The following is a 23883-nucleotide window of genomic DNA, read 5'->3' as shown; positions in this document are numbered from 1 at the left end:
GCTGGGGCTGCGCGCGTCTCCCACCGAGGTCGCCGTGCTCGCGTTCCGCGGGCAGCTCCGAACGCATTCGCACTTTGGGCCGGGGCCCAGTCCGATCGGTGTGTTAACTGCACCAAGGCCGCTCGTCGTCCTGGCCCACTCCCCGCTGCACGCCCTGCAACGTATGCCCGACCCACCACCCTGGCCGGACGAGACGGCAATCACGGCCCAGCCACCCACCAAGGCCCTACCGGCTCCCGCGCCTGCTCGGGATGTGCGCCGGGACGGCGCGATGGACAGAGGTACCTCGTGACACAGCCGACCACCGACTCCAAGGGCGTTTGCAGGGCGGCCCCGCCCGCGCGCGGCGCTCCGTATGCGCAGACCACGGCAGCCCGCGCGGCGATGGTCGCCCGTCTGGAGGAGGCCGGACATTTGCACCCTGGCCCGGTTCGGGAGGCGCTGCTCGCCCTGCCGCGCGAGGTCCTGCTCCCGCACGCGTACGTCCGGGTCAGCGGCCCGGGAGTGGACCCGATCGAGTGGCGTCTGCTGGACGGTTCCCACCCCGACGACCGTAAGGAGTGGCTCGACCTGATCCACAGCGACGATTCGGTCCTCCTCCAGCGCGACGGGGAGCCCCTCGACTGTCTCACCCGTGGCCCGGTGACCGGCGGCCACATGACCTCCATGGCCAGCTACACCCCCGCTACCGTCGAAGCCCTTCAGACACTGGAACTCGAAGCCGGCCACAGTTACCTGGAGCTCGGCCCCGGCCCCGGTGTCTCCTTCGCGCTCGCCGCCACCGTCACCGGCCCTGGGCTCGCCACCGCCGTGGAGCGGGACAGCCACATGGCCGGCTTCGCCCAACGGATCATGGACCGCCTCGGCATCGGCGCGATGGTAGTCGAAGGCGACGCGCTCGAAGGCCACGAAGCCAGGGCACCGTATCTGCGGATCCACTCCGGCATCGGCGTACCCTGCGTCCCCCGAGCGTGGGTGGAGCAGCTCGCGCTTGGTGGGCGACTGCTGACGACGCTCGTGACCCGCACACCGAGCTGGCCCGGACAACTCCTCGTCAACCGCAGCCCGGCCGGCCGGGTCGAGGCGATGTTGCGGGGCAGACCGCGCGGATACCGGCCCCTGCTCGGATACCGGTGGCTCAGCGCCCTGGACCACCGCGCCCGCATCAAGGCCGTCACCGGCACGGCACGGACCACCCGGCTGACTCCCCCGCCAGACGACGCCTACGGATTCTGGCTCGCTGCCGCCTACCTCGCCCCCGGCCTGGTCCGCGATTTTCAGGCCGAGACGATGACCATCGTGGCGCCCGGCGACGACTCATGGGCCGTGGCGGACCCGAACGACGGAACCGTGCGGATTCACGGGCCGCGAGACGTCTGGGCCGAACTCGAAGCACTGCACGCCCGCTGGGAGCAAGCAGGCCGACCGGACACGTATCAGGTCGATCTCTCCGATGCCGCCGGAATCCAGCACGTCACCTCCGGCCCCGGCCCAGGGGCCCTGAGTTGGGCACTGCCCACGCTCGCCACCGTCCCCCGGCAGGCGCCATGACCGCGCATGTCGGTACTGGATGCCGCCTCCGGCATCCAGTACGGCACCGCTGGCAGCGTCCGGAACTGGTTGAAGGCGGCCACCGCACCCTCGCCCGACTCCAAGCCCGGGACACCCGTCCGACCGAACCGAACCAGTTGAGGAGCAGCACGTGGGGTACACCGGCCGCGCCGAATGGCGGAAGCACTACGCTGAAGGTAAAGGTTTCCGGCAGCTGGGGGATGCCGAGCGCGCCCTGCTCGCCGCACACACTCCCGTGCCGGAAGAGGGAGGCCGGGTGCTGGAGGTGGGGTGCGGGACAGGTGAGCTGACCGCCTACCTCGCGTCCCTCGGATACCAGGTGGACGCTGTCGACTTCGCCGAGAGTGCGCTAGCCCGCGCCCAGCAGGAGCACGCGGACACAGAGGGTGTGCGGTGGCTATGTCTGGACATCGAGCGCGACGATCCGCGGGAACTGCATGGCGACGGCTACGACCTGGTGGTCATGCGCCTGGTGTACCCGTTCCTGCGTGACCGCAGCCGGATGCTGCACAGCCTCGCTGAGCGACTGAGTCCCGCCGGAGCCCTCGTCGTCATCACCCCCACCGCCGAACACACCCCAGCCGAACGGCGGGACATCGCCCTGGACGAGGACGAGATCAAGACCCTCGTAGCCGGCTGGCAGCGGGCCGAACGGTTCGACGCGGACGAACTCGCGGTGCTGGTCCTGCGCGGCCCCTGCCACAGCAACACCACCGAAGGCGAGAAGCGCCGGTTGTGATCCTCCTGGAGGAACGGAGTGTTCGGCGGCCAGCACGCGCCTGCCGCTGGCGCAGTGGGTGCGGGCCGAAGTTCCCCAGACCTGAGACGGTCGTGGGCCGCGCTATGCCAGAAGGGTGAGGAATCCCGATGCCGGGTGGGTTGACGGCCGAGGAACGGACTCGGCGTGAGCAAGTCCGGCTGGCAGCCGCCAGGCCGTTGGCGCTGTGTTGGGCGGATTGGTCGGCACTGCGGACAGACGCCTCGAAGAATTTTCCCTCGGGATGGGGCGGCGTGCCGGGATAGCCCAAGCACTCCTGGGAGATCCAGCCGTACTCGTCCTCGACGAGCCCGCCAATGGCCTCGATCTGCACTCGATACGCTGGCTCCGAGACACCTGAAGCAGCTCGCAGGTGAGGGCAAGGCTGTGCCCTTCTCGAGTCACTTGCTCGCGGAGATGCAGCAACTCGCCGACCGTGTGGTGCTCCTCGCCCGAGGACGCGTTGTCTCGGAGACGACCATCGCGAGTCTCGCCTGTTTGGCGGCAAAGGTCCTCCAGTGGACTGATCTCCAAGGGGCATCCACTGGGCGCGACGGGTCTCGCCCAGGACGCCGAACTCATCTGGCAGCTGCGCGGCGAGGCGGACACCCGGCAGGTCCCCGGCGCGCGGACCGCGCTCGCGCACAACATCGGACTGGGCGGCGCGGCGGTGGTGACGCTGCTGGGGCGGCCCTCACGGCGGTGGCCGACGGCGGGGGCCCGGTCGGGGCCGCACGCAGTGTTTGCGAAGTGCCACCCTGTGGGTTCGATGTCTATCAGCCAATCTTTGGCTGATAGACATCGATGTGTCACCGGTTCTTCACGCCTGTCACACAGCTAATTCCCCGCTCGGGCACAGCATTTGCGCCTGCCGTGAGGGGGGCGGTGTCCAACTGGACGCGCATCTCGGATCGCGGACGCCAAAAAGCCTCTTGGGTGCCGGTGTTGGGCTGGCGCTATGGTGATCGCCACGCGCACAAAGTGGATCGTTTCTGCGGCCACGATGACGTGTGCGCGTCATTCGGCGGCCGGGGGGAACTGCGTCGCCACGGGGGAGGGATGGTTCGTCATGCCGCTATGCCGGCTGGTCGTGAACGGCGCATTGGTCGCTGCCGCCTGCTTCCCCTGCCTCCGCACGGGCACACCCGGCTGACCCGCGCGCCTCACCACCGCCTTGCGGGGCGGTGATCCCTGCCTGCCCTCGTTCAGACGAAGGATGCCCCTTTTGCGTTCCAGATCAGGCTTGTTCGCATCCAGATCCAGATCTAGATCCAGATCACGAACAACGTCCACCACTTTCACCTCTCTCGTCACGTCCGTCGCCGCCCTGGCTCTCCTGGGCGGGGTGGCGGTGCAGCCCGGCGCGACCGACCCGTTCGCCGGGCAGCGCACCGAGCTTGCCGGGGACGACTACGACTGGTACACGGACACGGCCGCCGAGCAGTTGCGGCAGGACCAGTGCCTGATGGCCGAGGTGCTGCGCCTGGGCGGGCCGTCCATGGCCACCACCGCGCAGGACGGTCTCAACCAGCCGCAGGACAGGCTGCACGAGCTGGCGAACCGGCAGCACTGGGAGGACACTCCGCTCGCCCAGGCCTACAAGAAGGACCGGGACGCGGCGTCCAAGGAGCTGGACGCCCTCAACGCGGTGCGGGATACCTGGAAGAAGCCGCTCGACGGTCTGGAGACTCCCCGAGGCTTCAGCGAGACCGGTTTCCACTGGCCGCCGGGTACGACCGACGGCAAGGAGGACTTCTACACCCAGACCGGTCTGACCAAGTGGGTCGCCGACCGGTTCTGGAAGAACGACAGCGACTTCTACGAGGACCCCACCCCCAGGGCGGACGCGACGACGGCCAAGGCCGTCAAGGACCTCGGTGCGCCGCTGTACGGCAAGGACCCCAGTACGCAGCTGCCCGAGTGGGAGCGTCAGCGCGCCGAGCACGGGGCGTACGAGCACCTGTCCGACTGGTCGCTGGAGCCCATGGGCGCGGACAACGCCCGCCTCTTCCTCGCTTCCGGTGGCTTCCCCCGGACGGCGCCCGAGCCGGGCACGGCCGAGCACCGCATCGCGGTGGAGGACGTGAAGACCCGCTTCGCGTCGTGTTCGTGGCGTGATCCGATCGATCCCAACAAGGTCCAGGGCGACGTCGCCACCACGGGCGCGGCGGAGTGGCAGCAGGAGATTGCCGGCCAAGCAGTGCAGCGTAACCAGATCCTGGCGGCGAACAAGAGCGCGACCACGTCACTCGCCTCCGGTGCGAAGGCACTGGGGGACCTGCTGGGCCACTCCTGGGTTACCGATCACCTCGTGCGCTGGCAGGATTACTGGTCCGCGGGCGGCCTCGGCTGGATCGGCGACAGCTACGTCACCATCGAGGTGCCGGGCGCGGCGGGCAACTGCCTGGACGTCCAGGGCGGTGGCAAGACGAACGGTACGCCAGTGCAGGTCTACACCTGCAACAACGGCGCTGCCCAGCAGTGGACGCTCGAAGGTGGTGAGGACGACCTCCACATTCGCAACGTGGGGTCGTTCAAGTGCCTGGACGTGGCGGGCAACAAGTCCACGAACGGCACGAAGATCCAGATCACCGACTGCTACAGCACCCCCGGGCAGTCGTGGAAGGGCAACGCCCAGGCCTCGTCGCCGCTGAAGAGTGTGTCGACGGGGAAGTGCCTGGATCTGAGCGCGTTCACGAAGAGCACGGACGCGCGGCTGTACGACTGCAAGGACTCCAGCGCGCAGAAGTTCCTGATCAAGCCGTCGGGTCACAAGGGCACGGACAGCCTCTCCTACCCGGACAAGGCGCAGTTCGACAAGGCGAAGAAGGGTGTCACCGACACCCAGGCGGCGGCGAAGAAGCAGGTCGCCGCGCTCAAGGTGCAGTTGGAGAGCGCCAAGAAGGCGGCTGCCACGTCGGACGCGGCCGAGCAGGCGGCGTACGGGATCGCGGATGCGGCGGGTGCGCCGCGGGGGCGTGGTCTGCTGGTGGGTCAGCAGAAGGCGCAGGTCACCAAGGGTTCGGTGGCGGCGTTGACGGCGATGGTGAAGGCGGCGGAGACCGCCGAGGCCGCCACCCGTGCTGCCGCGGGTGACAGTGACACCATCGCGCAGCGTGCGTTGGCGCAGGCCGCGCAGGTCAACGCGGAGTTCCGCAAGGAGGCCGCGCGCATCGCCGAGTTGCAGGCGAAGGCCGCGGCCGATGCGGCGAAGGTGCACCGCGACAACGCGAAGAAGGACAAGGAGACCGCGGAGGCCAAGCTCGCCGCCACGCTGAAGGCGGAGGGGGAGGCGAAGGCCGCTGCCGCGGACGCGAAGGCGAAGCGGCTGGCGGCGGAGGCCGAGGAGAAGACGGCCAAGGCGGAGAAGGAGACCGCCGCTGCCAAGCAGGCCGAAGCCAACCAGCACAAGCAGACTGCGCAGGCCGAGGCGGCGAACGCCCAGGAGGCCAAGGAGAAGGCGGAAGCGGCCGAGCGCACCGCTGTTGAACGGAAGAACGGCGCGGTCGGGGCCCGGGACAACGCGAAGGCCAAGCGGGACGACGCGTGGGATGCCGAGCAGAAGGCGGAGGTGGACCGCGCGAAGGCCGACGCCCTGGGCGCCTACGCCGACTCCCTTGAGGCCGGCGACGAGGCGACCGCTGCTCGCGCCGCCGCCAACGAAGCGGACGGGCATGCGGACGACGCCGAAGCGGCGGCGGGCCGAGCCCGCTCCGCCGCGAACGCCGCGACCGAGGCCGCGGCCGCGGCGGACGCCGCAGCGACCCGCGCTGAGGCAGCCGCGAAGCGCTCGCGTGCGAACGCGGACGCCGCTCAGGCCGCGAAGCTGAAGGCCGACGCCGCGGTGAAGACCGCGACCAGCGCCGTGGCGGATGCGATCAAGGCGTCCGAGCACGCCATGGCCGAGGCCAAGACGGCCGTGAAGCTCGCGCAGGAGGCAGAGAAGCTCGCGAAGACCGCCAAGACCCAGGCGGACGCGGCGAGCAAGGAGGCCGCCAAGGCGCGGGTGGCTGCGGCGAAGGCGGCGGGCTTCGCCCACGTCACCGCGCAGGCCGCCGTGGACGCCGGAAACGCCGCCGTTCAGGTCGCCAAGCCGGCCAACGACGCCATCCAGCTCGGCTCGCCCTACGTGACGACCGACTCGGCCGCGAGCCTGGTCGTGCTGACCGGACAGGCGTCCAAGACGATCGCCGACCAGCAGAAGGCCGTCGCCGACGCCCACGCCAAGAACGCCCAGGCCGAAGCCGCAGCCGCCGAGACGATCGCCGACCAGGCCACCGGCGACGCCAAACTCGCCTACCAGTACGCCGCCAACGCCGCCGGCCACGCGGCCAACGCGCGTATCTACTCCAAGGAGGCCCTCGGCTACGCGGCCGAGGCCGCCGAGGCCGCGTCGAAGGCCGCACAGTCGCTGGCCCGCACCGTCGAGTACGACCGCCAAGCCACCGAGGACGCCGCAGCAGCCGACAAGGCCGCGGGCCGCGCCGAGGGCTACGCCAAGGAGGCCCGCGCCTCCGCCGACCAGGCCGCCCTCGACGCCGCCGCCGCACGCGAGGCCGCAGCCGCGGCCGAGCAGGCCGCCAAGGACGCCCGCGCCGCCGCCACCCGCGCCGACGCCGCCGCCACCGAAGCCGAACAGGCCGCCAAGGACGCCGAAAGGTACGCCAGGGAAGCCCAGGAAGCCGCCGACCGCGCCGAAAAGGCCGCGAAGGGCGAGGACATCAACGCCGGCACCGTCGTCGACAAGGACGGCTCCATCGGCAACATGTTCTACAAGATCGACCGCTACGAGAAGATCGGTGAGCCCAAGGCCGTAGAGAAGACGGACGCCTGCGACGCGTGGTACACCCCGCTCGTCTACACCGGTGGCTGCACGATGACGGTCGAGTTCCGCCTGAAGGCCTACCTCAGCCTCTACACGTGCGACGCCGACATCGACCCGATGGAATACATGTGTCCGGCCGGCGCGACCACCTACGTCGGCCCGCACGTCACCGAGGTGACGCAGAAGGTCACGCACACGATCACGATCGCCGAGTTCCAAAAGGGCATCGACCCGATCGACGTGATCTTCGGTAGCTGGATCAAGTGCTTCCAGAAACTCGTCCCCGGCGGTGCCAGTGGAGACGGCGGCCAGTGCGGCTGGGTGGTCTTCGACATCGCGACCCTGTTCGCCGGCAAGATCCTCAGGCCCATCGCCGACGCCATCAAGGCAGCCGACGCCTCCCTTAGACTTGGCATTGGATTCGCCGAAGCCTACAGAGGTCTGCGCGCCGCCGGGCTGTCGGAGGCGGCTATCGCCGGTATCACCAATAAAGCCTTCCAGAACGCTCCACTCTGCCTGAAGAAGCCTCCTGCTGGCGCTTCCGCTATGCGGGTCAGCGGATTTTCCAAGCCGAGCACGGCGGCTGGTGGCGGCAATCTGGTGCTCGCCGCCGCATCGAAGCCAAGACCGCCGGAGGTCGGATGCGGAACGCTGTGGATCGCGGAGGACAAATGGGCGCACCACTATATGTCCACGAACAACCAGGGCCTCATGCACGCTGACGACTTCGGCATCAAGGGAAACTTCAACAAGGTTAATGGACAGGCGTTCCTCGTTGCCGTACAGCAGCTGGTGAAGAACCCGAGCACACAGAAGATTACCGGCACCTTCAGGGGGAAGGCGGCCGTTCACTACGTAGACGACACAGGCCTGCACGCGTCATTCGCCGCAGACGGCCCGAACGTTGGGGAGTATCTCGGCGGGTGGCGATCCACAGGGGATCAGCTAGCCTACCTGCTGCGAGACGGGAAGCTCTAGAAATAGAGTACCGCGATGAAGGCTGCGAAAAGAGTTCTCCGTGAAAATTGAACTGACAGACGACCAGGCGCTGGTTCTTTCCGACTGGATGCATCGCGTAATGCATACAGCGGAGTTCTCGGCGATTATCGATGATCGGGCAGTGTGGTCTGCTCTATGGAAGATCAACGGAACCCTGGAAACTCAATTGTCGTCGATCTTCTCCTCCTCGTACTCTGATCAATTGGATGCCGCTCGTCAGCGGTTGATCGACGAGATTGGGGATTTCGGGGAGTAGCGATGCGGCTCGGTTCATCTGCCAGCCTTCCATAGGCAACACCAGCCCATAATTGAGCTGTGCGGCGTCAGGCAGCCAGGTGGCAGCGACCGCGACCCTATTACGCAGCCGCGGCCCGCGCTCTGAAGCAACATGAGCGCGGGCCGCACTGTATTCACGCAGGCTGGTCGGACATGGCGTGCAGGTGGGGCGATCTCGCATCCACGCTTTCGCGGCAGCGATGGCGTCACGCTCGTTGTCGGCCAGGCTGGTGAAGAGGTGGGCATCCTTTGTGGTTTTCGTCCAGCCGATGCTCTATGGGGCCGCCGGAAGCACCGCCACCACCGCCGATGCCACCGAACCCACCGCCCATCCCGCCCGCAGCGGGCCCAGCCGCACGCCGGCGAGGCCTGCGCCGATGGTTCGGCCGACGGCCATGAGCATCGGCTCCGGCCTGCCACATATGCGCGGGAAATATTCGCTGCACGGCTCTGTCGCAGCCGGGCGGTACGGGCGCATCCTGTGGGCATCCCGCCACGGGGGCCTCTGCCGGGCGGGGTAGCCGTCCCTCCCGGCCTCCCCACGGGAGGGCCGACGCCTGCGCGGCAGTGCCCACCCGGCACGGCCGTCATAGGGTGAAGTGACAGAACGCTCAGGGGGGCCTGGAGGTGCAGGATGCCCCGGCCGGTATGGAGCGGTGCCATCAGTTTTGGGCTGGTCACTTCTCTGAACTGGCCCATGCTGTGGTCCGGCGGTCGGCGGCCGTAAAGGCGCCCGCTTGGGCGGGCAGCCGGGTGGCTTTGTTCACGAGAACTGGTTCGGCTCAGGTCGCGCGTGAGCCGCGCACTGTGAGGAGTCGTGCTAGCCGAGGGTATGAAGGATCAGTTGCACCCCTTGGCGCCATTCAGTCGCGTCGCTGTTGTCTACCCAGCCCTTGGCCAGCTCAGATCCGTCTCCAAGAACGCGGTGAAGTGCTTCGCGAGCCAGAGCATGCAAGGAGGCCGGTAGCTGGGGCAGCGGCTCGGCAGGCATGTCCTCAGGGGAAACCACTACCTTGCTGTCCGGGATCTGAGCAGCGACCAGCGCAGCGGCGGCAACGGCCTCGGCTTCGTCCCCAGCGTCCAGGCGCGGGCCGGATTCTGCGACTCGCCGTAGTGCTCCCTCGAGGGCGCTGATGATCTGTTGGGGAGCGAGCCCGCTGAGCCCGTCAGTGAAGTCACCAGCGAGATCACTGTCAAATGGTCCGGTACCCCACGTGCCCATGCTCGTCTCCTTGTAGTCGCTGGTTGTGCTGGGCCAGCATTTCAGCAGGGGCTGACAGCGCTTCACGCTTGAACATCACCCCTGCCGGGGCGGCGGGGGTGTCGGCAGCCTCAACAGGACGGGCCCTGCGGATGCCGTTGAGTCGATTTGGGCGATCTTGGTTTCGGCGCCGTCGAGGCTGACACGCAGTCCCTCGATTTCGCCGAGCCAGCCTTCCCGCTCTGCTTCGGCGATCCGGGCCAGGAGGTTGTCGCGGATCTCCACCAAGCGGCCGCGCTGGGCGGGGTCGGGGCGTAGGAGGGAGCAGCGTACGCAGGCTTCTCTGAACTACATTCGCTTGGTTGAAGGTCTGATCGGCACGTACTGTCAAGTGACGACTTCCACGGAAGCGGGTCGGGGGAACGGCATCATTTCCCATCCCAAGGGCCAGTCCGGATCTCGTTGCTCTGCGGCCTCGACCTCAAGACGCCGGGGAACACGCCATGTCCACCATCGAGCACCTTCTTCGGGGCGGTCAGGCCATGGAGTCGTCGCGCGGCGATAGCGAACATCGATGCAATCGAGTTCCGGTTGCCTGGTCGCGCGAACACGTGAGGGCAGCAACGGCCAGACTCCCGCGAGTGCGTTCCGGCACGAGAGATCGTTGTCGAGCTCCGGCGCGCACCACGAGTAGCCCTCCTCCACCTCGTCCACCAAAGCGCTCCACTGTGCGAGGAGGGAGTTGAGGGAGTGGGCTTGTGCTCCACCTCCGGTGCTGGTGACACGGGCGAGGGCTGCCCTGACGGCGTCGTGCTCTTCAGCGCTCAGAGCGATTTCGTCCGTGTGGCTGTCTGCCGGATCCATGCGGCGACTCCTGCTGAACTTGATGGGACGGCGCGGGTGAACTCACCTTTTGTCGGAGCTGATTGTCGCGCTCAGAGTGCGCAAGGTGTCGTCGTATTGGTGGCGGTCGAAATGGAACGGACCGAACGCCGTGTAGTCGCGTGTTGTGCGGTGGGGCTGCTCGAAAGCATCCCAGGTCACGAGGTCGGCTGTCGCGGTGATGCGGACCATGAGCGGCCAGCATCCCCACTCGCCGCATTCACAACCCAGAACCGGTGTCTTCGGCCCCATCGCGTTGGTGGATTGTCCGAGGAAGTGCTCCAGCATCGGGCCGAAGTGGAAGAACTCCGGGATCAGACCGCCGTAGGCGTCGCCTGCGGGCTGCATCCCGGCCGCGATCTCGAACCCCTCGATCAGCTCGGTGAGTGGTGCTCCGTCGATGCGGGGGACGATCACGAGCGGGCCGCCGTCGCCACGGTGCCGGCAGCCGAACCGGATGTCATGCTGGTCATCCAGTGATTGTGCCAGCGAAGCCGTTCCCTCCACCTGGGTAAATTGAGCTGGGACTATGTGTGGCATGCCGAGGTCGATCGCCGTACCGCCGGAAGTTTGTCGGTCCATGTGAGCGAGCTTGTCTTCGGCAAGCGCAAGGTCTCCATCGGCACCTGCGCTCGTGCCTTTTCAACCCCTTGTGTTCATGAACACGCTTGCGTTCGTTGCTCGCTCCTCCGGCCGGACCCGGCCCAGCGCGGCCGGTTGGAGGAGATCCGCGACAACCTCGTCGCCCGCATCGCCGAGGCCGAGCGCGAAGGCTGGCTCGGAGAAGTCGAAGGGCTCCGGGTCAGCCTGGCTGGCGCCGCACCGGAGCGTGCCCTCGCAGGACATGCAGAAGTTCGTAGGCACTGCCCGTCTTGAGCACGGCGCGGACGTCGCGCTGTTCGTCACCACCTGCCGCACGTTCACGAAGGCCGCACTGGGCCTTGCGCTGCGCCAGGACATCGTGGCCCTGCACCGCGACCTGCTGGGCTTCTGGGTCAAAGGCGCTCATCTGGAAACCCTGATCCCACTGAACGGAAGCGGCGGCGGCAGCAAGCGGCGCCCCTTTGCCTGATCGGCCCATCAAGGACATCACCCTCGTGGAAGGCCTACCGGTCACCACAGTCGACCGCACCGTCTGCGACCTTCTCAAAAGCCGAGCCGACGCCGGCCGCCTGATCGCGGACGCCGACCGCAAAGGCCTCACCGAAAACCGGACCCTGGCCGCGCGCGTTCAACCCTTCGCTCGCTTCTACGGCCTGCGCCGTACCGCGAGCGGCGACGAACTCCTCGAGTCCCTTACCGAGCAAGCCAGCTTCACCTGTGCGACCACCAGCTGAACCCGTCGGTGGACTCGCCGGCCGTCGCCTCGCCCTCGGGACACAACGCGGCCGCGCGCACCTGGCGCCTGGAGGCGAGGAAGTGGCTCTGAAGGGCACAGCACAGCTTCCCCCGGGTCGGCAGGGGCTCGGCGCAGGTGCCCTCGTCCAGTCGGGCGAGGGCACCAGATTGCCTTGAGACTCACTCAGGCGGGGGTGATGTTCTCGGCCTGGGGGCCCTTCTGGCCCTGGGTGACGTCGAAGTTCACCTTCTGGCCTTCCTGCAGCTCACGGAAGCCGCCGCCAGAAATGTTGGAGTAGTGGGCGAAGACATCCGGTCCGCCCCCGTCCTGCTCGATGAAGCCGAAGCCCTTTTCCGAGTTGAACCACTTCACCGTTCCGCTGGCCATGCACGTCCTCCAAAGAACTCGGGGTACCGGCCTCGCACCATGCGGCGGCCGGAGGTGATCGCCGGGCCCTCAGCAACGCTGGACAGCAAAACCGCCCGCGCATGTGCTCCACGGGCGGAGAAGACTTCGGAACCGCGACATCTTAAGCCGACGCTACACCGGCCGCGGACTCGTAGCACCGGGACGTGCCGCGTGCTACCAGCCGCTCCCGTCCTGGGCGGGTGTCACGACAGGGGGGCGCTCGTACTGGGTCACTCGTTCGTGGGTGATCCAGGAAGGGAAGTCAGGATGGTTGCTCCAGGCCATCGTGAGCACCCGCTGGATGGGGTACAGCCGATCGTGAAGGGGATGGGGAGCGACGCCCGTCCGCATCTGCGCGGTGTAGAGCAGTAGGTGGAGGCAGACGGGGCGCGGCGCCAGGAGGTATGAGAAGAACCCGGCTCCCGTTGGGCGCATGGGAGCCGGGCTGCGGCACTGGATCGTCAGCAGGTGAGGGCGTCGTCCTGGATGGCGTCGATGAGTGTGACGAAGGCAGGTACCGCAAGGACGATCGCGGGGCCGCTCGGGTTCTTCGAGTCTCGAACGGCGATGCCTCCGTGGGAGGGCGCGTCGGCGATCTCGACGCACTCGCCTTCCCCGCCCGAGTAGGAGGACTTCCTCCATGCAGCTCCTTCGAGTGAAGCAGTGTGCAGGTCGCCTCGGGCTTCGAACACTGGTTCATCATCCTTGATGACTTCCCTCGACTGGTCGGCGGGAAAGGCTGCGGCGGTGACATACCCGAAAGCGGTCTGGAACACCGAATGTCCTTCTGGCACGTGAATCGGCGGGTCGATGGCTCGCCGGGATGTAGGTTGCTACTGCTCGTAGGTCCAGGCGTGGCCGGTCTGGCGGTACTGTTCGACGGGGATGGGATCGGTTCCGGGCCGCATCCGTGCGGTGTAGAGCAGGCCGTCGAGGTGGTCGATCTCGTGATGGACCAGCCGGGCGAGGCCACGTTCGTAGGTGGCGGTCGCCACCAGTCCGTCCAGCGTGGTGGTCTCTACGGTGATGCGCAGCGGCCGGGGTACCAAGCCGCGGACGTCGAAGAAGGACAGGCAGCCCTCGAACTGCTCATCTGCCTCATCCGCGCGGTCGGTGATGCGAGGGTTGAGCAGGACGATCGCCGGGTCGGCGGAGTCGGCGGGCCGGACGACGGCAGCGGCTCGGGCGATGCCGATCTGAGGCGCGGCGATGCCCATGCCCTTGGCGAAGGGGTGGACCTGCCCGATGCGCTCCATCGTGGAGAACAGCCTCTCGATGACCTGTTCGGCGGCTTCGCGCTCGGCTGGCAGGTCGAAGGAGCGGGCGGGCTCGGCGAGGACGGGGGCGCCGTACTGCACGACTCCGAGATCACGCATCTGCTCGCTGGGCCGCACCTCGATCACCTGAACTCCCTTTGGCTCGCATTGCGTTCGGGATGGGTCCGAAAACGCCATTCCAGACGGTACCGGGCGTGGAGGGCGGGAGTGGACGTGCTCCAGGAGAAGACGCGTACCCCGTCCTCGTCACGCCGGACCGGGGCGGTCCGCAGTGGTGCCGCCTCGGCGGTCATGGAGGTCTCGGTGCCCCACACCGTGGGATCGAGTTCGGCCGGGAAGGCGAGCTCGACCTCCAGGTGCTCAGTGGGCAGGCGGACGGCGCGTTGGAACCAACGACCCCACTTTTCGTCGCCCACCGAGTAGGCGTATTCGATCCACACCGACTCGCCCGGATACAGCGGGTAGCGGCCCTCGTCGTTCTCGAAGAGCAGCCAGACTTCCTTGAAGGCGTCGCGGTCATGCTTGGCCTGCCAGCGCATTCCCTCCCCGCGGCACATGGCCGTCAAGGCAAGTTCGTCCCAGGTCAGCGGGTGCTCGCGGTAGTGGGCGTTGGAGCGTTCGGGCTCGCCGGGGTAGCGGTCGACGCTGATGCGAATCAGATACCGGGTGATCGGCTCGCTGCCGGTGTTCCGCAGCAGTCGGCGCATCGTCAGCCGGTACTGGCGTCCGTCGTAGTCCAAGCGTGCGGCGTCGTGCTCAACGACGATCGCCGAGCCCGTCGCGTACGGCTGCTCGGTCCGCCGGGCCCCTGGCGGGAGGGCCGAAGGCGCCGCGCGGGCCTTTAACGCCTCGAAGACGAGCCACCGCTTCCACAGGGCCTTGCCCGCGTTCAGAGTGTCCTCCGCGCGGCGGGCGAAGTCCTCAGTCGGCTTGTGCCGCCCGGATTCCACATGGCTCACATAGGACGGGTCGAAACCCATCCTGCGGGCCAGTTCCCGCTTGGACAGCCCCCGCACCTCACGCCAGTAGGCGACCTCCGCCGCGAACGCCTCGGCGGCCTCCTCAACCGTCGAAACGTCGTCCCGCGCGTCCATCAAAGCCCCCGCCCTGGCTACCGGATGAGATGAATGAACCGTGAGTGACTTCGACTCACCATTCTGTCACGCTCCCCGTTGCCGGTTCCCTTCCTTCACCAGCCCGCGTCGAGTTCCGGGCTTCCGTGAAAGGAGGGCTACAGCGATGCGTGTGCTGTACCTGCTCAACGTCTCCAACTCCAGTCGGCTGAACGCCGACTCCGGCTTCACCTTCGCCGGCCTGCTCGCCCCGGCCCTGGCCGACGCTGGGGCCGAGGTGACCGTGGTCTCCCCGGTACCGGCCGGCGATGCCCGAGTGCACTTCGCGCCCACCGCCTCACCGTCCACCAAGTACCGCGCCCGCTTCGACCCCGGCATGGACGCCCTGGTCGCCCTGATGCGCGAGCGGCGGCCCGAGGTAGTGGTGGCCAATCAAGTCGAAGCCGCCCCGGCGGTCCGGGCGGCACTGCTGGAGGCCGGGGTGGACTCGCTGATTGCCGGGTACTGCCACTACCTGCCGTTCTCGTTCACTGACACCGGCACGCTGGAGCTGGACCCATCGATGAACGACGGCGGCCTCGGCCGCAGCGTGCTTCTGGCCTTCGCCGCAGGTCTCGCGGCCTGCGACCGCGTGCTGGCCCACTCCTCCACCGCCGCCTCGTGGGCCACCGCAGCTGCTGCCCGTACCGGCGTGGAGCTCAAGGAGAAGCTACACGTCGTGCCTGCCCCCAGGGACGGGCTTTTGGTGCGTGACCCGGCTGGCAACAACCCGCCTGAGGGCCGGGCCACCGGAATCTACAACCACCCCCTGTATGCGCACTACGGCACCGCCCGCTTCACCCAGCTCGCCCGCCGCCTCGTCACCGAGGCTCCGGTACGACTCACAGTGATGGACCTGTTCGGCACCCGCAGTCACGAGCGCATCCGCCTCGATCCCAGCCCCGAGCGGCATCTGGAGGAACTGGCGGCCGTGGACGGCGTCGCCGTCGCCTCTGACCACGGCGATCGCGTGCACTACCGCAACCTCCTGGCCGGTGCCCACTTCGGCATCGCACCCTTCCGCCCTGGCTGCCCCTGGTCGATGTCGGTGATCGACTGCCAGGCGATGGGCCTGCCCGTGATCGGCCCGCGCACGGGCTGGCTCGCCGAGCACATCGACGCCGAGCTGTTGTTCGACACCGATGACCAGGCCATGCAGACGCCGAGCGCCTCGCCACGGACGCCGAGTCGACGTCTTATGGGCCATGCTCCGCGACAAGAGGCACTTCACCCTCACCCCACCGGCCCCCCAATCGGCTTGACACCATCATTGAGACTCACTCCACCAGAGCATGCGGGACGTCGAGTACGGCACGATATGGAACCACGAGGCCCCCGAGTCGAAGAGCTGCGGACGTCAGACATCCCGCTCAACCACTCGAGGGCCTCACCCGTCACGCCACCCCGCCATCACCCGATCAGTGGCCACACTGAACAAGCTCACTGTCTCCCGGCCCCTCGTCTCGCCGTCGTGGCGGGCGGCCGTCAGATGCGCGGTCGCTCGAAGCGCCGCGGTTTCTCGGGGGCGAAGGGAACCCCCGTGGACAGCCCGCGGGCGCCGACGACCAGCGCCTCGCCCAAGAATCCGACGCCGATGGAGAGGTTGATCGGCCGCGCCTCCGCCTGCATCCCCATGTGTACCGCGAGGAAGCCGAAGGCGGCCATCACCAGCAGGGAAGGCAGGGGCCTGACTCGACTCCGGCCTGTTTAGACGAAGGCACCCGCCCCGAGGTCGCCGCTTTGCCGCTGACGCCACACGGACGGTACTGGACGTCCTGAGCGCGATCCACGAAAAGTTCCCTGCCGTTGTGGGCTAGGGGATTTCCCTAGGGATTATGAGGCGAAGTCGCGCCATACTTTCGTCACTTCTAACAACGGGAGTGCCCATGAAGAGAACCAGATCCCGTATCGGACTTACTGCCATGGTGGTAGCCATAGCAACAATAGGAAGCATTAGTCCGTCATCGGCATCCATTGACACAGACTGCGGCTCGCCGCTCACTAATCGGTGTGTTGTGGTCACGCCAGATTATCCACCGCTGGTAGCTGCGGGGTTGCGACTGCCGCAGCCTTATGACTTCTATGACGAAGGTCATGCGCTTTACGGAGACTGGTATGACAACTGTGACGGGATGGGATCAGTGCTCTACTCTCGTCAGGTCGTAGGAACAGTAATGTCTCGGTTTGAGACGGGGGTGACCAAAGCGGTTAGCGTAAATTCTACGCTGAGTGGGTGGTTTGCCTCGGTGTCGACTACCTATAGTCAGGCGATGGAAAAAAAGGAGATTCACGAAGAAGCCAAGGCAACGTATGATAGGTCCGATTGGACGGTGGCGCCGGGAGAGAAAATGCGGGTGAAATTCCGGCCAAAGATGCGAGTGTTCCCGACCGTGTGGCGCAGGAAGGACGGGAAGAGCTTCACGAGCAACTCCGCTACCTTCGAAACTACTTATATGTATTCTCCGGTTCGCAGTAATTCCCTCCCCAACTCCGCTGTAGGGATTTGGTCGAAAGAAATTGATTCCTGCACGAGGCCTCCTAGTTCGCTGTCTGGTACGCAACAACTGCGCAGGGGGCAGGAACTCAGATCGCCAAATGGGGATTACAAGGCATCGTTCCAAGATGATGGAAACTTCGTCGTCCAAGACTGGACCAACCCGTCAAGTCCGAGAGCGATCTGGGCGACGGGCACTGAAGGAACTCGGACAAACGCGTCCAGGATTCGTCTGAGTCAAGCTAGTGATGGGGTCGCGGGAAAGCTGATAATTACGAACGACGATCACCGAGTCGTTTGGCAGACAGTCAATGGCGGAGGTCTTACGCTCCGCATGCAAGACGACGGAAATCTTGTCCTTTACGGAAAGACGAAGACCGGCGCGAGCATGGCGGTTTGGGCCAGCAAGTGGTGAAAGAAGCCTGACGCGACGCATGCAGGAGGCCCCGCCGCTATTGGCGGGGTCTCCTGGCTCGCAGCAGAAGGTGGCATGTTCTGCGTGCGCCGCGTGCCGGTGGCCGGGGGTGGGGCGTGGAGGGTGACAATCACGGCATGCGCTCATTGACGAACTCACCTGTCGGCCTCACCAGTCCACTGACTGACTTCGTCGGCCGTCGAGCGGAGCTGAGGCGGGTCAAGGACATGCTGGGCGAGGCGCGCCTCGTGACGATCACCGGAGTTGCCGGTGTAGGAAAGAGCCGCCTTGCCCTGCAGGCTGCTCGTGATCTGCGTCGGCTCTTTCCCGATGGCGCGAGTCTCGCTGATCTGTCCGGCGTGGAGGAGGGGCAGTCGCTCAGGTCTGTTGTGGGCCCGGTTCTGGGGTTCTCGGCGCACAGTGTGGACGAGGACGTCTTCCTGGAAGTCCTGGCAGCTTTTCTGGGCGAGAGCCGTATCTTGTTGATTTTGGACAACTGTGAACATTTGGTCGAAGCGTGTGGTCGGCTCGTCACCGGACTTCTGAGTAAACTCGCCGGGCTCCACGTGATCGTGACGAGTCGTCACCCGCTGGAGGTGTTCGGGGAACGCACCCTTGCCCTTGAACCCCTGCCTGTCGTGAAACCCGCAGCCGGGACGGATGGGGAACATTTGTGCGACGCGCTGCGGCTCTTCGAGAACAGAGCGCGGTTTGTCGCGCCTGATTTCAGGCTGACAGCCGGGAACTACGAGGAGGCACTTGAGGTATGTGCCCGCGTTGACGGCATTCCTCTGGGGATCGAACTCGCGGCCGCCCGGTTGCGCACTCTGTCGCTGAAGGAAATCGGTGGACTCCTTAAAGAGAGATTTGAGATTCTTGATGTAGGGAACAAGGCGGCCTTGCCGCGTCATCAGACTTTGCAAGCGGCAGTCGATTGGAGCTATCAGCTGTGCTCCCCGGGTGACCGGCAGCTGTGGAACAGGCTGTCAGTTTTCACGGACAGTTTCGATCTGGAAGCGGCCCGCCGTGTCTGTCTGCCGGAGGCCTCTGCTGCCTCTGCAGCAACTGAAGTGTCGTCCTTGGTGACGCAGTCTGTGGTCGTGCGTATGAAGGGTGAGGGCGCTGCCCGGTACAGGATGCTGGAGACCATTCGGCATTACGGCGCGCAGAAGCTGTCCGAGGACCTGCGGAACTCGGTGCGTGCACGGCACCGCGACTACTATTTGGAGCTGGCGGAGAGGTCGCACGGAGACTGGTTCTCGTCGCGGCAACGGTTGTGGTTTCAGAAGTTGTGCCTGGAGCAGGGAAATCTTAGAGCGGCCCTGGATTATTGTTGCAGCGAGCCTGCTGAGGCCGAGTGCGGCTTCAGGATGGTCCTGGCGTTGCGTGACTTGTGGCAGCCGGCAGGTCTCGTTCACGAGGCATACACGTGGATTACGGCTTTCCTTTCCCGGGCCGAAGGCGGGACGCCTGCACGGGCCCGAGTCGCTGCGGTCGGATCCATCCTGGCAATGATGCGGCGAGAGCGGTCCGCAGCGCAGGAAATGTACGATGAGGCGCAGGCATTGGCCCGAGCCACGGGGGATGCAAACGCTAGTGCGCACACTTTGTACGCCAGGGGAATGTTTCATCTCTTTGAGGGCGATCTGTCCCTTGCGAGAGGGTCCCTTGAAGAGGGGCTCGCTTTCAGGGAAGTCCTTGATGATCTGGCAGGTGTCAGTACATTTCTTCTGAGGCTGGTCACGGTCAGTCTTATCGAGGACAGTCTTGCTGAGGCGGATGCTCGGGCGGTCGAGGCGATTGAGCTGAGTGCGGAGCGGGGGGAACTGTGGCAGCGGTCGGCTGCCGAATGTCTGAGAGGGATGGTGCTCTGGCGCCAGGGCCTTCATGAAAGCGCTGCGGCCTCCGTGCGCCGTAGTGCGCACGCCAAGAGACTCTTTCAGGACCGGATGGGGCTTGCGCTGTGCAGTGAGGTCCTCGCGTGGATCTCGGTTGGAAAAGGGGAACTGGTACGGGCGGCCACGCTCTTTGGGGCCTTGCACCGGGTGTGGAAGGCCGACATCGACGTACCTCTTGTGAACTACTTCTCGGGCTTTCACGAGCAGGCTATACAGGACTGCCGCCAAAGACTGAGTCAGGAAGAGTACGAGGCCGCCACAAGTAGGGGCCTGGCCATGCCGGTCGACGAACTTGTCACCTTCGCTCTAGAGGGCGAGGGCGAGGGCGAGGGCGAGGACGAGCCGACAGCGGCAGATGCCGAGCGGCAGAGGTACCACCCGCTCACCCCCAGAGAGCAGGAGGTGGCGCGTCTCGTCGCCGAGGGAAAGAGCAACAGGGAGATCGCCGCCGCCTTGGTGGTCTCATCACGCACCGCGGAAAATCACGTCCAGAAGATCCTGACCAAGCTGGGTTTCTCTAGGCGTGGTCAAGTGGCGGCTTGGTTCTACCGCGAGACGTGAGGTGCTGCACGACTTGTGCGACGCCCCCAGCCCGCCCGATCATGCGTCGTCCTCCCGGGATGACGACGGACCGTTGCTCCGGTAGATGCGCCTGATGCGCCGCTCTTCTTGGACCGTGTAGTTGAACGCAATCATGTTGAGGAAGAGCCCCTCAATCATGCGTACCGGGAACGCGCAAAAACAGCGCCCATGTTTTCTCTTCACGAGGACCGCATCCTCCTAGACTGCGGAGTCATGCTGACAGAGCGCTTTCATGTGGCATGGGAAAAGTAGTGTCTGGAAACTCGGATGGCGTGCCCGTGGGGCCAAGGCGAAACCAGACAGTCTTGGATTCCGTTCCGTATGCGACCCACCATTCTTCAGCGAGTGCATTAACCAGGTAAAGGCCCCGGCCGTGGGTCGAACTCAGATCAGCCTCTCCATGTGTGATCTGGCGCGGATCGCCGTCTGAAACCCCGACTAGCAGAGATGTTCCTTCTTTGCCGGTAATTGCCACGCACTTTATGTTCACTGCTGTCCGTGCGTGTAGCACAACATTTGTCACGAGTTCGCTCACGAGCAGTGCGGCATCTTCCAGGACATCGAGTGCTGGGGCCGACTCCGATGTCGTAAGCGCGGAGGTGAATTGGCGGATGAATGTCCGGGCTTCGGAAGGTGCAGTCTCTCCGCGCTCAAGCCATCCGGATGATTGTGACATCGTAGGCATGATTCCTCCTGGTGGTACGAGGTGCAGTACAGCCAGGTGCTGCATACGTATCCCAGTTAATCCTCGGTATCCGTACGGGCGCATGAGTATCTCTGCCCATTTGGTGAGCTGGCTGACCTGAACGCGTGAGTATCCTGCTGTGTATCAATGGAAACTGTCAGCCCTGCATGATTTTTCTCAGTTCTTGACGACTGGCTATTGAAAAACGCTGAAAGAGTATAGATAGGTGGTACTCCACGGTCTTGGGGCTTATGAAGAGCCTGTCGGCGATCTCTTTGTTCGTCAGGCCCCGGCACACTAGGCTTGCTATCTCGCCCTGCCGCTTCGATAGTGAGCGACAGACCCACCCCTGCCTATTGCTGCGATCGGCCCGATATTCCCCGGCATCTTCAGGGAGAACCATTGAGGGGACCTGAACCGAAAGCCGGTCAGTAGAGTCATAGTCGATCTCCATGACGACCTCATCGCGAAGAAGTGTCGACGTCCGGCCCAAAAACCGCAGATATAGCTTGTGTTCAGAATTCTCAAGCGACCCTTCCCAGACTTCAATATATGCCCCTGGCAAGTTCTCGCGCTCTGGACGTTCCTCGGATGAAAGAGGACGGCCTCTTTCGCTCTCGATCTCGGTTTCCGCGTCCATTCTCCATATGAGAAGTGAAATCTTTGCCCTGCGGTCCCCGCTGCTTGCAGCGATTCGGGAGAGCGTCGCGGCCAGGGAATCGAGGCCATCGCTACCCGAACCTCGGAGTCTCACCATCTGTCACCCTTTGCAACTGGCGCTGAAGAACTGGAGATGTGGGAACCATCATCTAATGAGCCTCAAGCCTGCAAGAGTAGAAGTACTCTGCCGGTACTCAAAGGAACCGGGGGATGCCTCACACCGCAGCTTAATGCCCCTTGAAATCTGATAAGAATAAACGCATGCTCAGCGCCGAAGGCGACCGCAGTGCTCTGTACGGGATTTTCACGGAGAACAGCTTTCCTCAAGTTCTAGAACTTGACCCTGGGGAGTTCCCCTAAGACAACTCCCTCGCAAGTCACATTCCCAAGGGAAATCCCCTAAGGGGTGACTGGAACCGGCCCACCCGGGCACGCAGGGCGACGGCTTGACTGGACCCGGGGCAGCGAAGTTTCAGCGACAGATCCCAGGATCGGGTCATCCTTGAATCTCTCGCACAGACTGAACGCGCACTTCATCGGAAAGGACGATTGTCATTGCGGAACGAACCCATGAGCTTCTTTCATCTTGAATAGTCGCAGGTCAGCAGTGTGTGGACGGCTTGGACGTCGGTGTCGATTCGGCGGGTGGAGCATCTGGCTCGCCGTAGTAGCCGCCAGGGCTTCAGCTGCGCGAAGGCCCGTTCTCCTGGAGCTCTCAGCCGAGCATGTTCGCGGTTGAACTGCTGCAAGTGCTCGGGTTGTTCGCGGTGATTCTTGTGCAGGGTTCGGCCAGTGGCGCCGGCTCCCCGGTAGGCGCGGTCCGCGAGGACGAGGATCTGTCTGGTGAGGCAGGCCTGGACGATGCCGTGGGCGCGGGCCGCGGTCAGGTCGTGGGTGCGGCCCGGTGTCACGCGGGAGAACCAGAGCGGTGTGCCGTCGGTCGGGCGATGACCTGCACGTTCATGCCGTGCTTGCGGTGCTTCATCGAGTGGTACGGCTCGTCCGCGCGGATGCGGTCGATGGGGATCAGAGTGCCGTCAACGATGACGTGGTCGCTCTCACCAAGGCCGGTGAGAGCTTCATGAAGGCCGGGCGCCCAGGAAGCCAGAACGTCCAAGGCCTCGTCGACGTGTCACCAGGCGGTGGCCTGGGATATCCCGAAACCGGCTCCGAGCTGCGAGAACATCTCGTTCTGGCGCAGATGGACCAGCGTGAGCAGCGCCTGCTTGAAGCAGCCGAGCTTGCGCCACCGGACGTTGCGGGCCCGGCGGTGCTCGTACAGCAGCCAGGAAACACTGAGCTTCTTCAGCGTTGCAGCTCGAGTGTGAGGACCGCCTTGGCGATTGACGTCATGCGGTTGGGGCTGCAGCGGGATCTGCGGAAGATCCGCCAGGACTTCAGGCGGGCGACGCCGCGTTCGACGGGTGCTCGTGCCGTGGCCAGGGGACGGTTGCGGGTCTTTTCGGTGGGAGTGAGTTCCTGGAGGGGCTTGCGCTTGATGCCGGTGGTCAGCCAGGGGCCGGCGCCCTGGTAGGCGAGATCGGCCACGATCGGAACGCCCTGGCGCTCACAGATGCGGATGATCCGGTGGGTGCGTGCGGCGGTCAGGTCGTGAGTGCGGCCCGGCAGGGCGGGCGAGAGCCATAACAGCCGGCCGCCGGGATCGGTGACGACCTGCACGTTCACGCCGTGGCGCCGGTGTTTGTGGGAGTAGTCGGCCCGGCCGTCGCCGACCCGGTCGCACTCGGCGAGGGTGCCGTCGAGTAGGACGAAGTCGGGTTCGTGCTCGCGTAGCGTCTTCAGCAGGCCCGGCGCACGCGCGGCAAGCAGGTCGACGACCGCGCTGGTGTAGGCGTGGGCGGTGGACTCGCTGATCCCGAACCCGGCGGTGATCTTCGCCAGAGTGGTGTGTTCGCGCAGGTACACCAGTGCCACCATCGCGCGCTGGGACGGGCGGAGCTTGCAGCGCCGGTTGAAGTTTCCCCGTGATCCTGGACACGATCTTGTTATGCCGCGAGGGCGTGTTGTTGATGCCGTCGGGTCTCGGACGGGGTGAGGTAGCCGAAGACCTTGTGCTTGCGCAGGCGGCGCCGGTTATGGAAGGTCTCGATGAAGGTGAACACGTCGGCGCGCGCGGTGGCCCGGTCGGGCCAGGTGCGGGTGCCGATCTCCTCTTTGAGCACGGCCCAGAAACTCTCCGCGGCGGCGTTGACGCTCCTGTAGTTGTCAACTGGCCGTGTGGGGCGCTCGTGGGGCGGGTCGGAGCAGGTGGTAGACCTCGCGGATGACGTAGCGTTTGAGGCAGCGGATGATCTCGCGTTTCGTCTTTCCTTCGGTGGTGCGGCGGGCGACGTAGTCGATCGTGGGCTGATGGAATTGCATTCGGACGATGACGGTGCGGTAGATCGCGGCGTTCAGCTGTCGGTGGCTGCCGTGGTTGATGCGATGCCTGCCGCTGGTCATGCCGGAGCCGGTGGGCACGGGAGCGTTGCCCGCGAGCT

At 65.6% G+C, this 23883-nt stretch carries 22 protein-coding genes and 3 pseudogenes; 9 read left to right on the top strand and 16 right to left on the bottom strand.

Annotated features, from left to right (window positions below; translation table 11 throughout):
• The first annotated feature begins 288 nt into the window (after window positions 1-288).
• The 6 genes and pseudogenes from ABZ532_RS21760 to ABZ532_RS21735 all read left to right on the top strand — a co-directional run bounded on the left by ABZ532_RS21760 (window position 289) and on the right by ABZ532_RS21735 (window position 8409).
• Window positions 289-1551: a methyltransferase gene (locus ABZ532_RS21760; protein WP_361286036.1), complete on the top strand. Its 1263-nt coding sequence runs from the start codon at window positions 289-291 to the stop codon at window positions 1549-1551.
• A gap of 151 nt (window positions 1552-1702) precedes the next feature.
• Window positions 1703-2311, top strand: a complete 609-nt coding sequence (locus ABZ532_RS21755) for a class I SAM-dependent methyltransferase (protein ID WP_361286033.1) — start codon at window positions 1703-1705, stop codon at window positions 2309-2311.
• 262 nt (window positions 2312-2573) lie between these two features.
• Window positions 2574-2690, top strand: a complete 117-nt coding sequence (locus ABZ532_RS21750; protein WP_361286030.1) for a hypothetical protein — start codon at window positions 2574-2576, stop codon at window positions 2688-2690.
• 159 nt (window positions 2691-2849) lie between these two features.
• Window positions 2850-3014 (top strand): annotated as a pseudogene (locus ABZ532_RS21745) (Nonspecific lipid-transfer protein); the annotation flags it as partial.
• Window positions 3015-3794: 780 nt separating this feature from the next.
• Window positions 3795-8132 carry a ricin-type beta-trefoil lectin domain protein gene (locus ABZ532_RS21740; RefSeq protein ID WP_361286352.1) on the top strand — a complete coding sequence of 1446 codons (4338 nt, stop codon included), beginning with the start codon at window positions 3795-3797 and terminating at the stop codon, window positions 8130-8132.
• Between the two features lie 40 nt (window positions 8133-8172).
• Window positions 8173-8409 (top strand): hypothetical protein, encoded by a 237-nt coding sequence (locus tag ABZ532_RS21735; protein WP_361286027.1) that lies wholly within the window; start codon window positions 8173-8175, stop codon window positions 8407-8409.
• Between the two features lie 840 nt (window positions 8410-9249).
• Here ABZ532_RS21735 and ABZ532_RS21730 read toward each other — a convergent pair.
• From ABZ532_RS21730 to ABZ532_RS21715, 4 genes are all read right to left on the bottom strand, one after another.
• On the bottom strand, window positions 9250-9651 hold the full coding sequence (locus tag ABZ532_RS21730; RefSeq protein ID WP_361286024.1) for a DUF4259 domain-containing protein: 402 nt from the start codon (window positions 9649-9651) through the stop codon (window positions 9250-9252).
• Window positions 9652-9726: 75 nt separating this feature from the next.
• Window positions 9727-9915 carry a hypothetical protein gene (locus tag ABZ532_RS21725; protein ID WP_361286349.1) on the bottom strand — a complete coding sequence of 63 codons (189 nt, stop codon included), beginning with the start codon at window positions 9913-9915 and terminating at the stop codon, window positions 9727-9729.
• Window positions 9916-10536: 621 nt separating this feature from the next.
• A complete protein-coding gene (locus ABZ532_RS21720; RefSeq protein ID WP_361286021.1) occupies window positions 10537-11094 on the bottom strand; it encodes a hypothetical protein in 558 nt (185 codons plus the stop codon).
• A 60-nt stretch (window positions 11095-11154) separates the two neighbouring features.
• Window positions 11155-11358 carry a hypothetical protein gene (locus ABZ532_RS21715; RefSeq protein ID WP_361286018.1) on the bottom strand — a complete coding sequence of 68 codons (204 nt, stop codon included), beginning with the start codon at window positions 11356-11358 and terminating at the stop codon, window positions 11155-11157.
• On the opposite strand from ABZ532_RS21715, the gene ABZ532_RS21710 reads away from it, so the two are divergent.
• Together ABZ532_RS21710 and ABZ532_RS21705 are read left to right on the top strand one after the other, a co-directional pair.
• On the top strand, window positions 11357-11584 hold the full coding sequence (locus ABZ532_RS21710) for a hypothetical protein (RefSeq protein WP_361286015.1): 228 nt from the start codon (window positions 11357-11359) through the stop codon (window positions 11582-11584). The two genes, ABZ532_RS21715 and ABZ532_RS21710, sit on opposite strands and share 2 nt — an antisense overlap.
• Window positions 11577-11849 carry a hypothetical protein gene (locus tag ABZ532_RS21705; RefSeq protein ID WP_361286012.1) on the top strand — a complete coding sequence of 91 codons (273 nt, stop codon included), beginning with the start codon at window positions 11577-11579 and terminating at the stop codon, window positions 11847-11849. The genes ABZ532_RS21710 and ABZ532_RS21705 overlap by 8 nt, the downstream gene beginning before the upstream one ends.
• Before the next feature lie 185 nt (window positions 11850-12034).
• On the opposite strand, the gene ABZ532_RS21700 is transcribed toward ABZ532_RS21705, so the two are convergent.
• From ABZ532_RS21700 to ABZ532_RS21675, 6 genes are all read right to left on the bottom strand, one after another.
• Window positions 12035-12238 carry a cold-shock protein gene (locus ABZ532_RS21700; RefSeq protein WP_338675205.1) on the bottom strand — a complete coding sequence of 68 codons (204 nt, stop codon included), beginning with the start codon at window positions 12236-12238 and terminating at the stop codon, window positions 12035-12037.
• A gap of 482 nt (window positions 12239-12720) precedes the next feature.
• Window positions 12721-13035, bottom strand: a complete 315-nt coding sequence (locus ABZ532_RS21695) for a DUF397 domain-containing protein (protein WP_361286009.1) — start codon at window positions 13033-13035, stop codon at window positions 12721-12723.
• A 57-nt stretch (window positions 13036-13092) separates the two neighbouring features.
• Complete coding sequence (locus tag ABZ532_RS21690) at window positions 13093-13662, bottom strand: peptide deformylase (RefSeq protein WP_361286006.1); 570 nt, start codon at window positions 13660-13662, stop codon at window positions 13093-13095.
• Window positions 13659-14630 carry a helix-turn-helix domain-containing protein gene (locus ABZ532_RS21685; protein WP_361286003.1) on the bottom strand — a complete coding sequence of 324 codons (972 nt, stop codon included), beginning with the start codon at window positions 14628-14630 and terminating at the stop codon, window positions 13659-13661. The genes ABZ532_RS21690 and ABZ532_RS21685 overlap by 4 nt, the downstream gene beginning before the upstream one ends.
• Before the next feature lie 688 nt (window positions 14631-15318).
• On the bottom strand, window positions 15319-15624 hold the full coding sequence (locus ABZ532_RS21680) for a hypothetical protein (RefSeq protein WP_361286000.1): 306 nt from the start codon (window positions 15622-15624) through the stop codon (window positions 15319-15321).
• Window positions 15625-16133: 509 nt separating this feature from the next.
• Window positions 16134-16313 carry a hypothetical protein gene (locus ABZ532_RS21675; RefSeq protein WP_361285997.1) on the bottom strand — a complete coding sequence of 60 codons (180 nt, stop codon included), beginning with the start codon at window positions 16311-16313 and terminating at the stop codon, window positions 16134-16136.
• Window positions 16314-17694: 1381 nt separating this feature from the next.
• Between ABZ532_RS21675 and ABZ532_RS21670 the strand changes: the two genes are divergently transcribed.
• Entirely contained in the window at window positions 17695-20016 is a 2322-nt protein-coding gene (locus ABZ532_RS21670) for a LuxR C-terminal-related transcriptional regulator (protein WP_361285994.1), read from the top strand.
• A gap of 232 nt (window positions 20017-20248) precedes the next feature.
• On the opposite strand, the gene ABZ532_RS21665 is transcribed toward ABZ532_RS21670, so the two are convergent.
• The 6 genes and pseudogenes from ABZ532_RS21665 to ABZ532_RS21640 form a co-directional block, all read right to left on the bottom strand.
• A complete protein-coding gene (locus ABZ532_RS21665; RefSeq protein ID WP_361286346.1) occupies window positions 20249-20713 on the bottom strand; it encodes an ATP-binding protein in 465 nt (154 codons plus the stop codon).
• Window positions 20714-20879: 166 nt separating this feature from the next.
• Window positions 20880-21479, bottom strand: a complete 600-nt coding sequence (locus ABZ532_RS21660; RefSeq protein WP_361285991.1) for a helix-turn-helix transcriptional regulator — start codon at window positions 21477-21479, stop codon at window positions 20880-20882.
• A 484-nt stretch (window positions 21480-21963) separates the two neighbouring features.
• A pseudogene (locus tag ABZ532_RS21655) lies at window positions 21964-22691 on the bottom strand (transposase family protein).
• Window positions 22688-23356, bottom strand: a pseudogene (locus ABZ532_RS21650) (transposase family protein); the annotation flags it as partial. The pseudogenes ABZ532_RS21650 and ABZ532_RS21655, both read right to left, overlap by 4 nt.
• A gap of 32 nt (window positions 23357-23388) precedes the next feature.
• Window positions 23389-23565: a hypothetical protein gene (locus ABZ532_RS21645; RefSeq protein WP_361285988.1), complete on the bottom strand. Its 177-nt coding sequence runs from the start codon at window positions 23563-23565 to the stop codon at window positions 23389-23391.
• Window positions 23566-23608: 43 nt separating this feature from the next.
• Window positions 23609-23883 (bottom strand): transposase (locus ABZ532_RS21640; protein ID WP_361285986.1); only part of this gene is annotated, 275 nt, incomplete at its 5' end.

The sequence above is a fragment of the Streptomyces sp. NPDC019396 genome, from assembly GCF_040632375.1.
Taxonomy (GTDB): domain Bacteria; phylum Actinomycetota; class Actinomycetes; order Streptomycetales; family Streptomycetaceae; genus Streptomyces.
Note: the sequence above shows the minus strand (reverse complement) of the source record. Positions and strands in the feature narration are given on the sequence as shown.

Coding starts and splice junctions, on each gene's coding strand:
- ABZ532_RS21700 (WP_338675205.1), bottom strand. CDS start 12,238: ATGGCCAGCGGAACGGTGAAGTGGTTCAACTCGGAAAAGGGCTTCGGC.
- ABZ532_RS21675 (WP_361285997.1), bottom strand. CDS start 16,313: ATGGCCGCCTTCGGCTTCCTCGCGGTACACATGGGGATGCAGGCGGAG.
- ABZ532_RS21710 (WP_361286015.1), top strand. CDS start 11,357: ATGCAGAAGTTCGTAGGCACTGCCCGTCTTGAGCACGGCGCGGACGTC.
- ABZ532_RS21670 (WP_361285994.1), top strand. CDS start 17,695: ATGCGCTCATTGACGAACTCACCTGTCGGCCTCACCAGTCCACTGACT.
- ABZ532_RS21665 (WP_361286346.1), bottom strand. CDS start 20,713: ATGTCACAATCATCCGGATGGCTTGAGCGCGGAGAGACTGCACCTTCC.
- ABZ532_RS21720 (WP_361286021.1), bottom strand. CDS start 11,094: ATGGACCGACAAACTTCCGGCGGTACGGCGATCGACCTCGGCATGCCA.
- ABZ532_RS21685 (WP_361286003.1), bottom strand. CDS start 14,630: ATGGACGCGCGGGACGACGTTTCGACGGTTGAGGAGGCCGCCGAGGCG.
- ABZ532_RS21715 (WP_361286018.1), bottom strand. CDS start 11,358: ATGTCCTGCGAGGGCACGCTCCGGTGCGGCGCCAGCCAGGCTGACCCG.
- ABZ532_RS21740 (WP_361286352.1), top strand. CDS start 3,795: ATGGCCGAGGTGCTGCGCCTGGGCGGGCCGTCCATGGCCACCACCGCG.
- ABZ532_RS21730 (WP_361286024.1), bottom strand. CDS start 9,651: ATGGGCACGTGGGGTACCGGACCATTTGACAGTGATCTCGCTGGTGAC.
- ABZ532_RS21660 (WP_361285991.1), bottom strand. CDS start 21,479: ATGGTGAGACTCCGAGGTTCGGGTAGCGATGGCCTCGATTCCCTGGCC.
- ABZ532_RS21750 (WP_361286030.1), top strand. CDS start 2,574: ATGGGGCGGCGTGCCGGGATAGCCCAAGCACTCCTGGGAGATCCAGCC.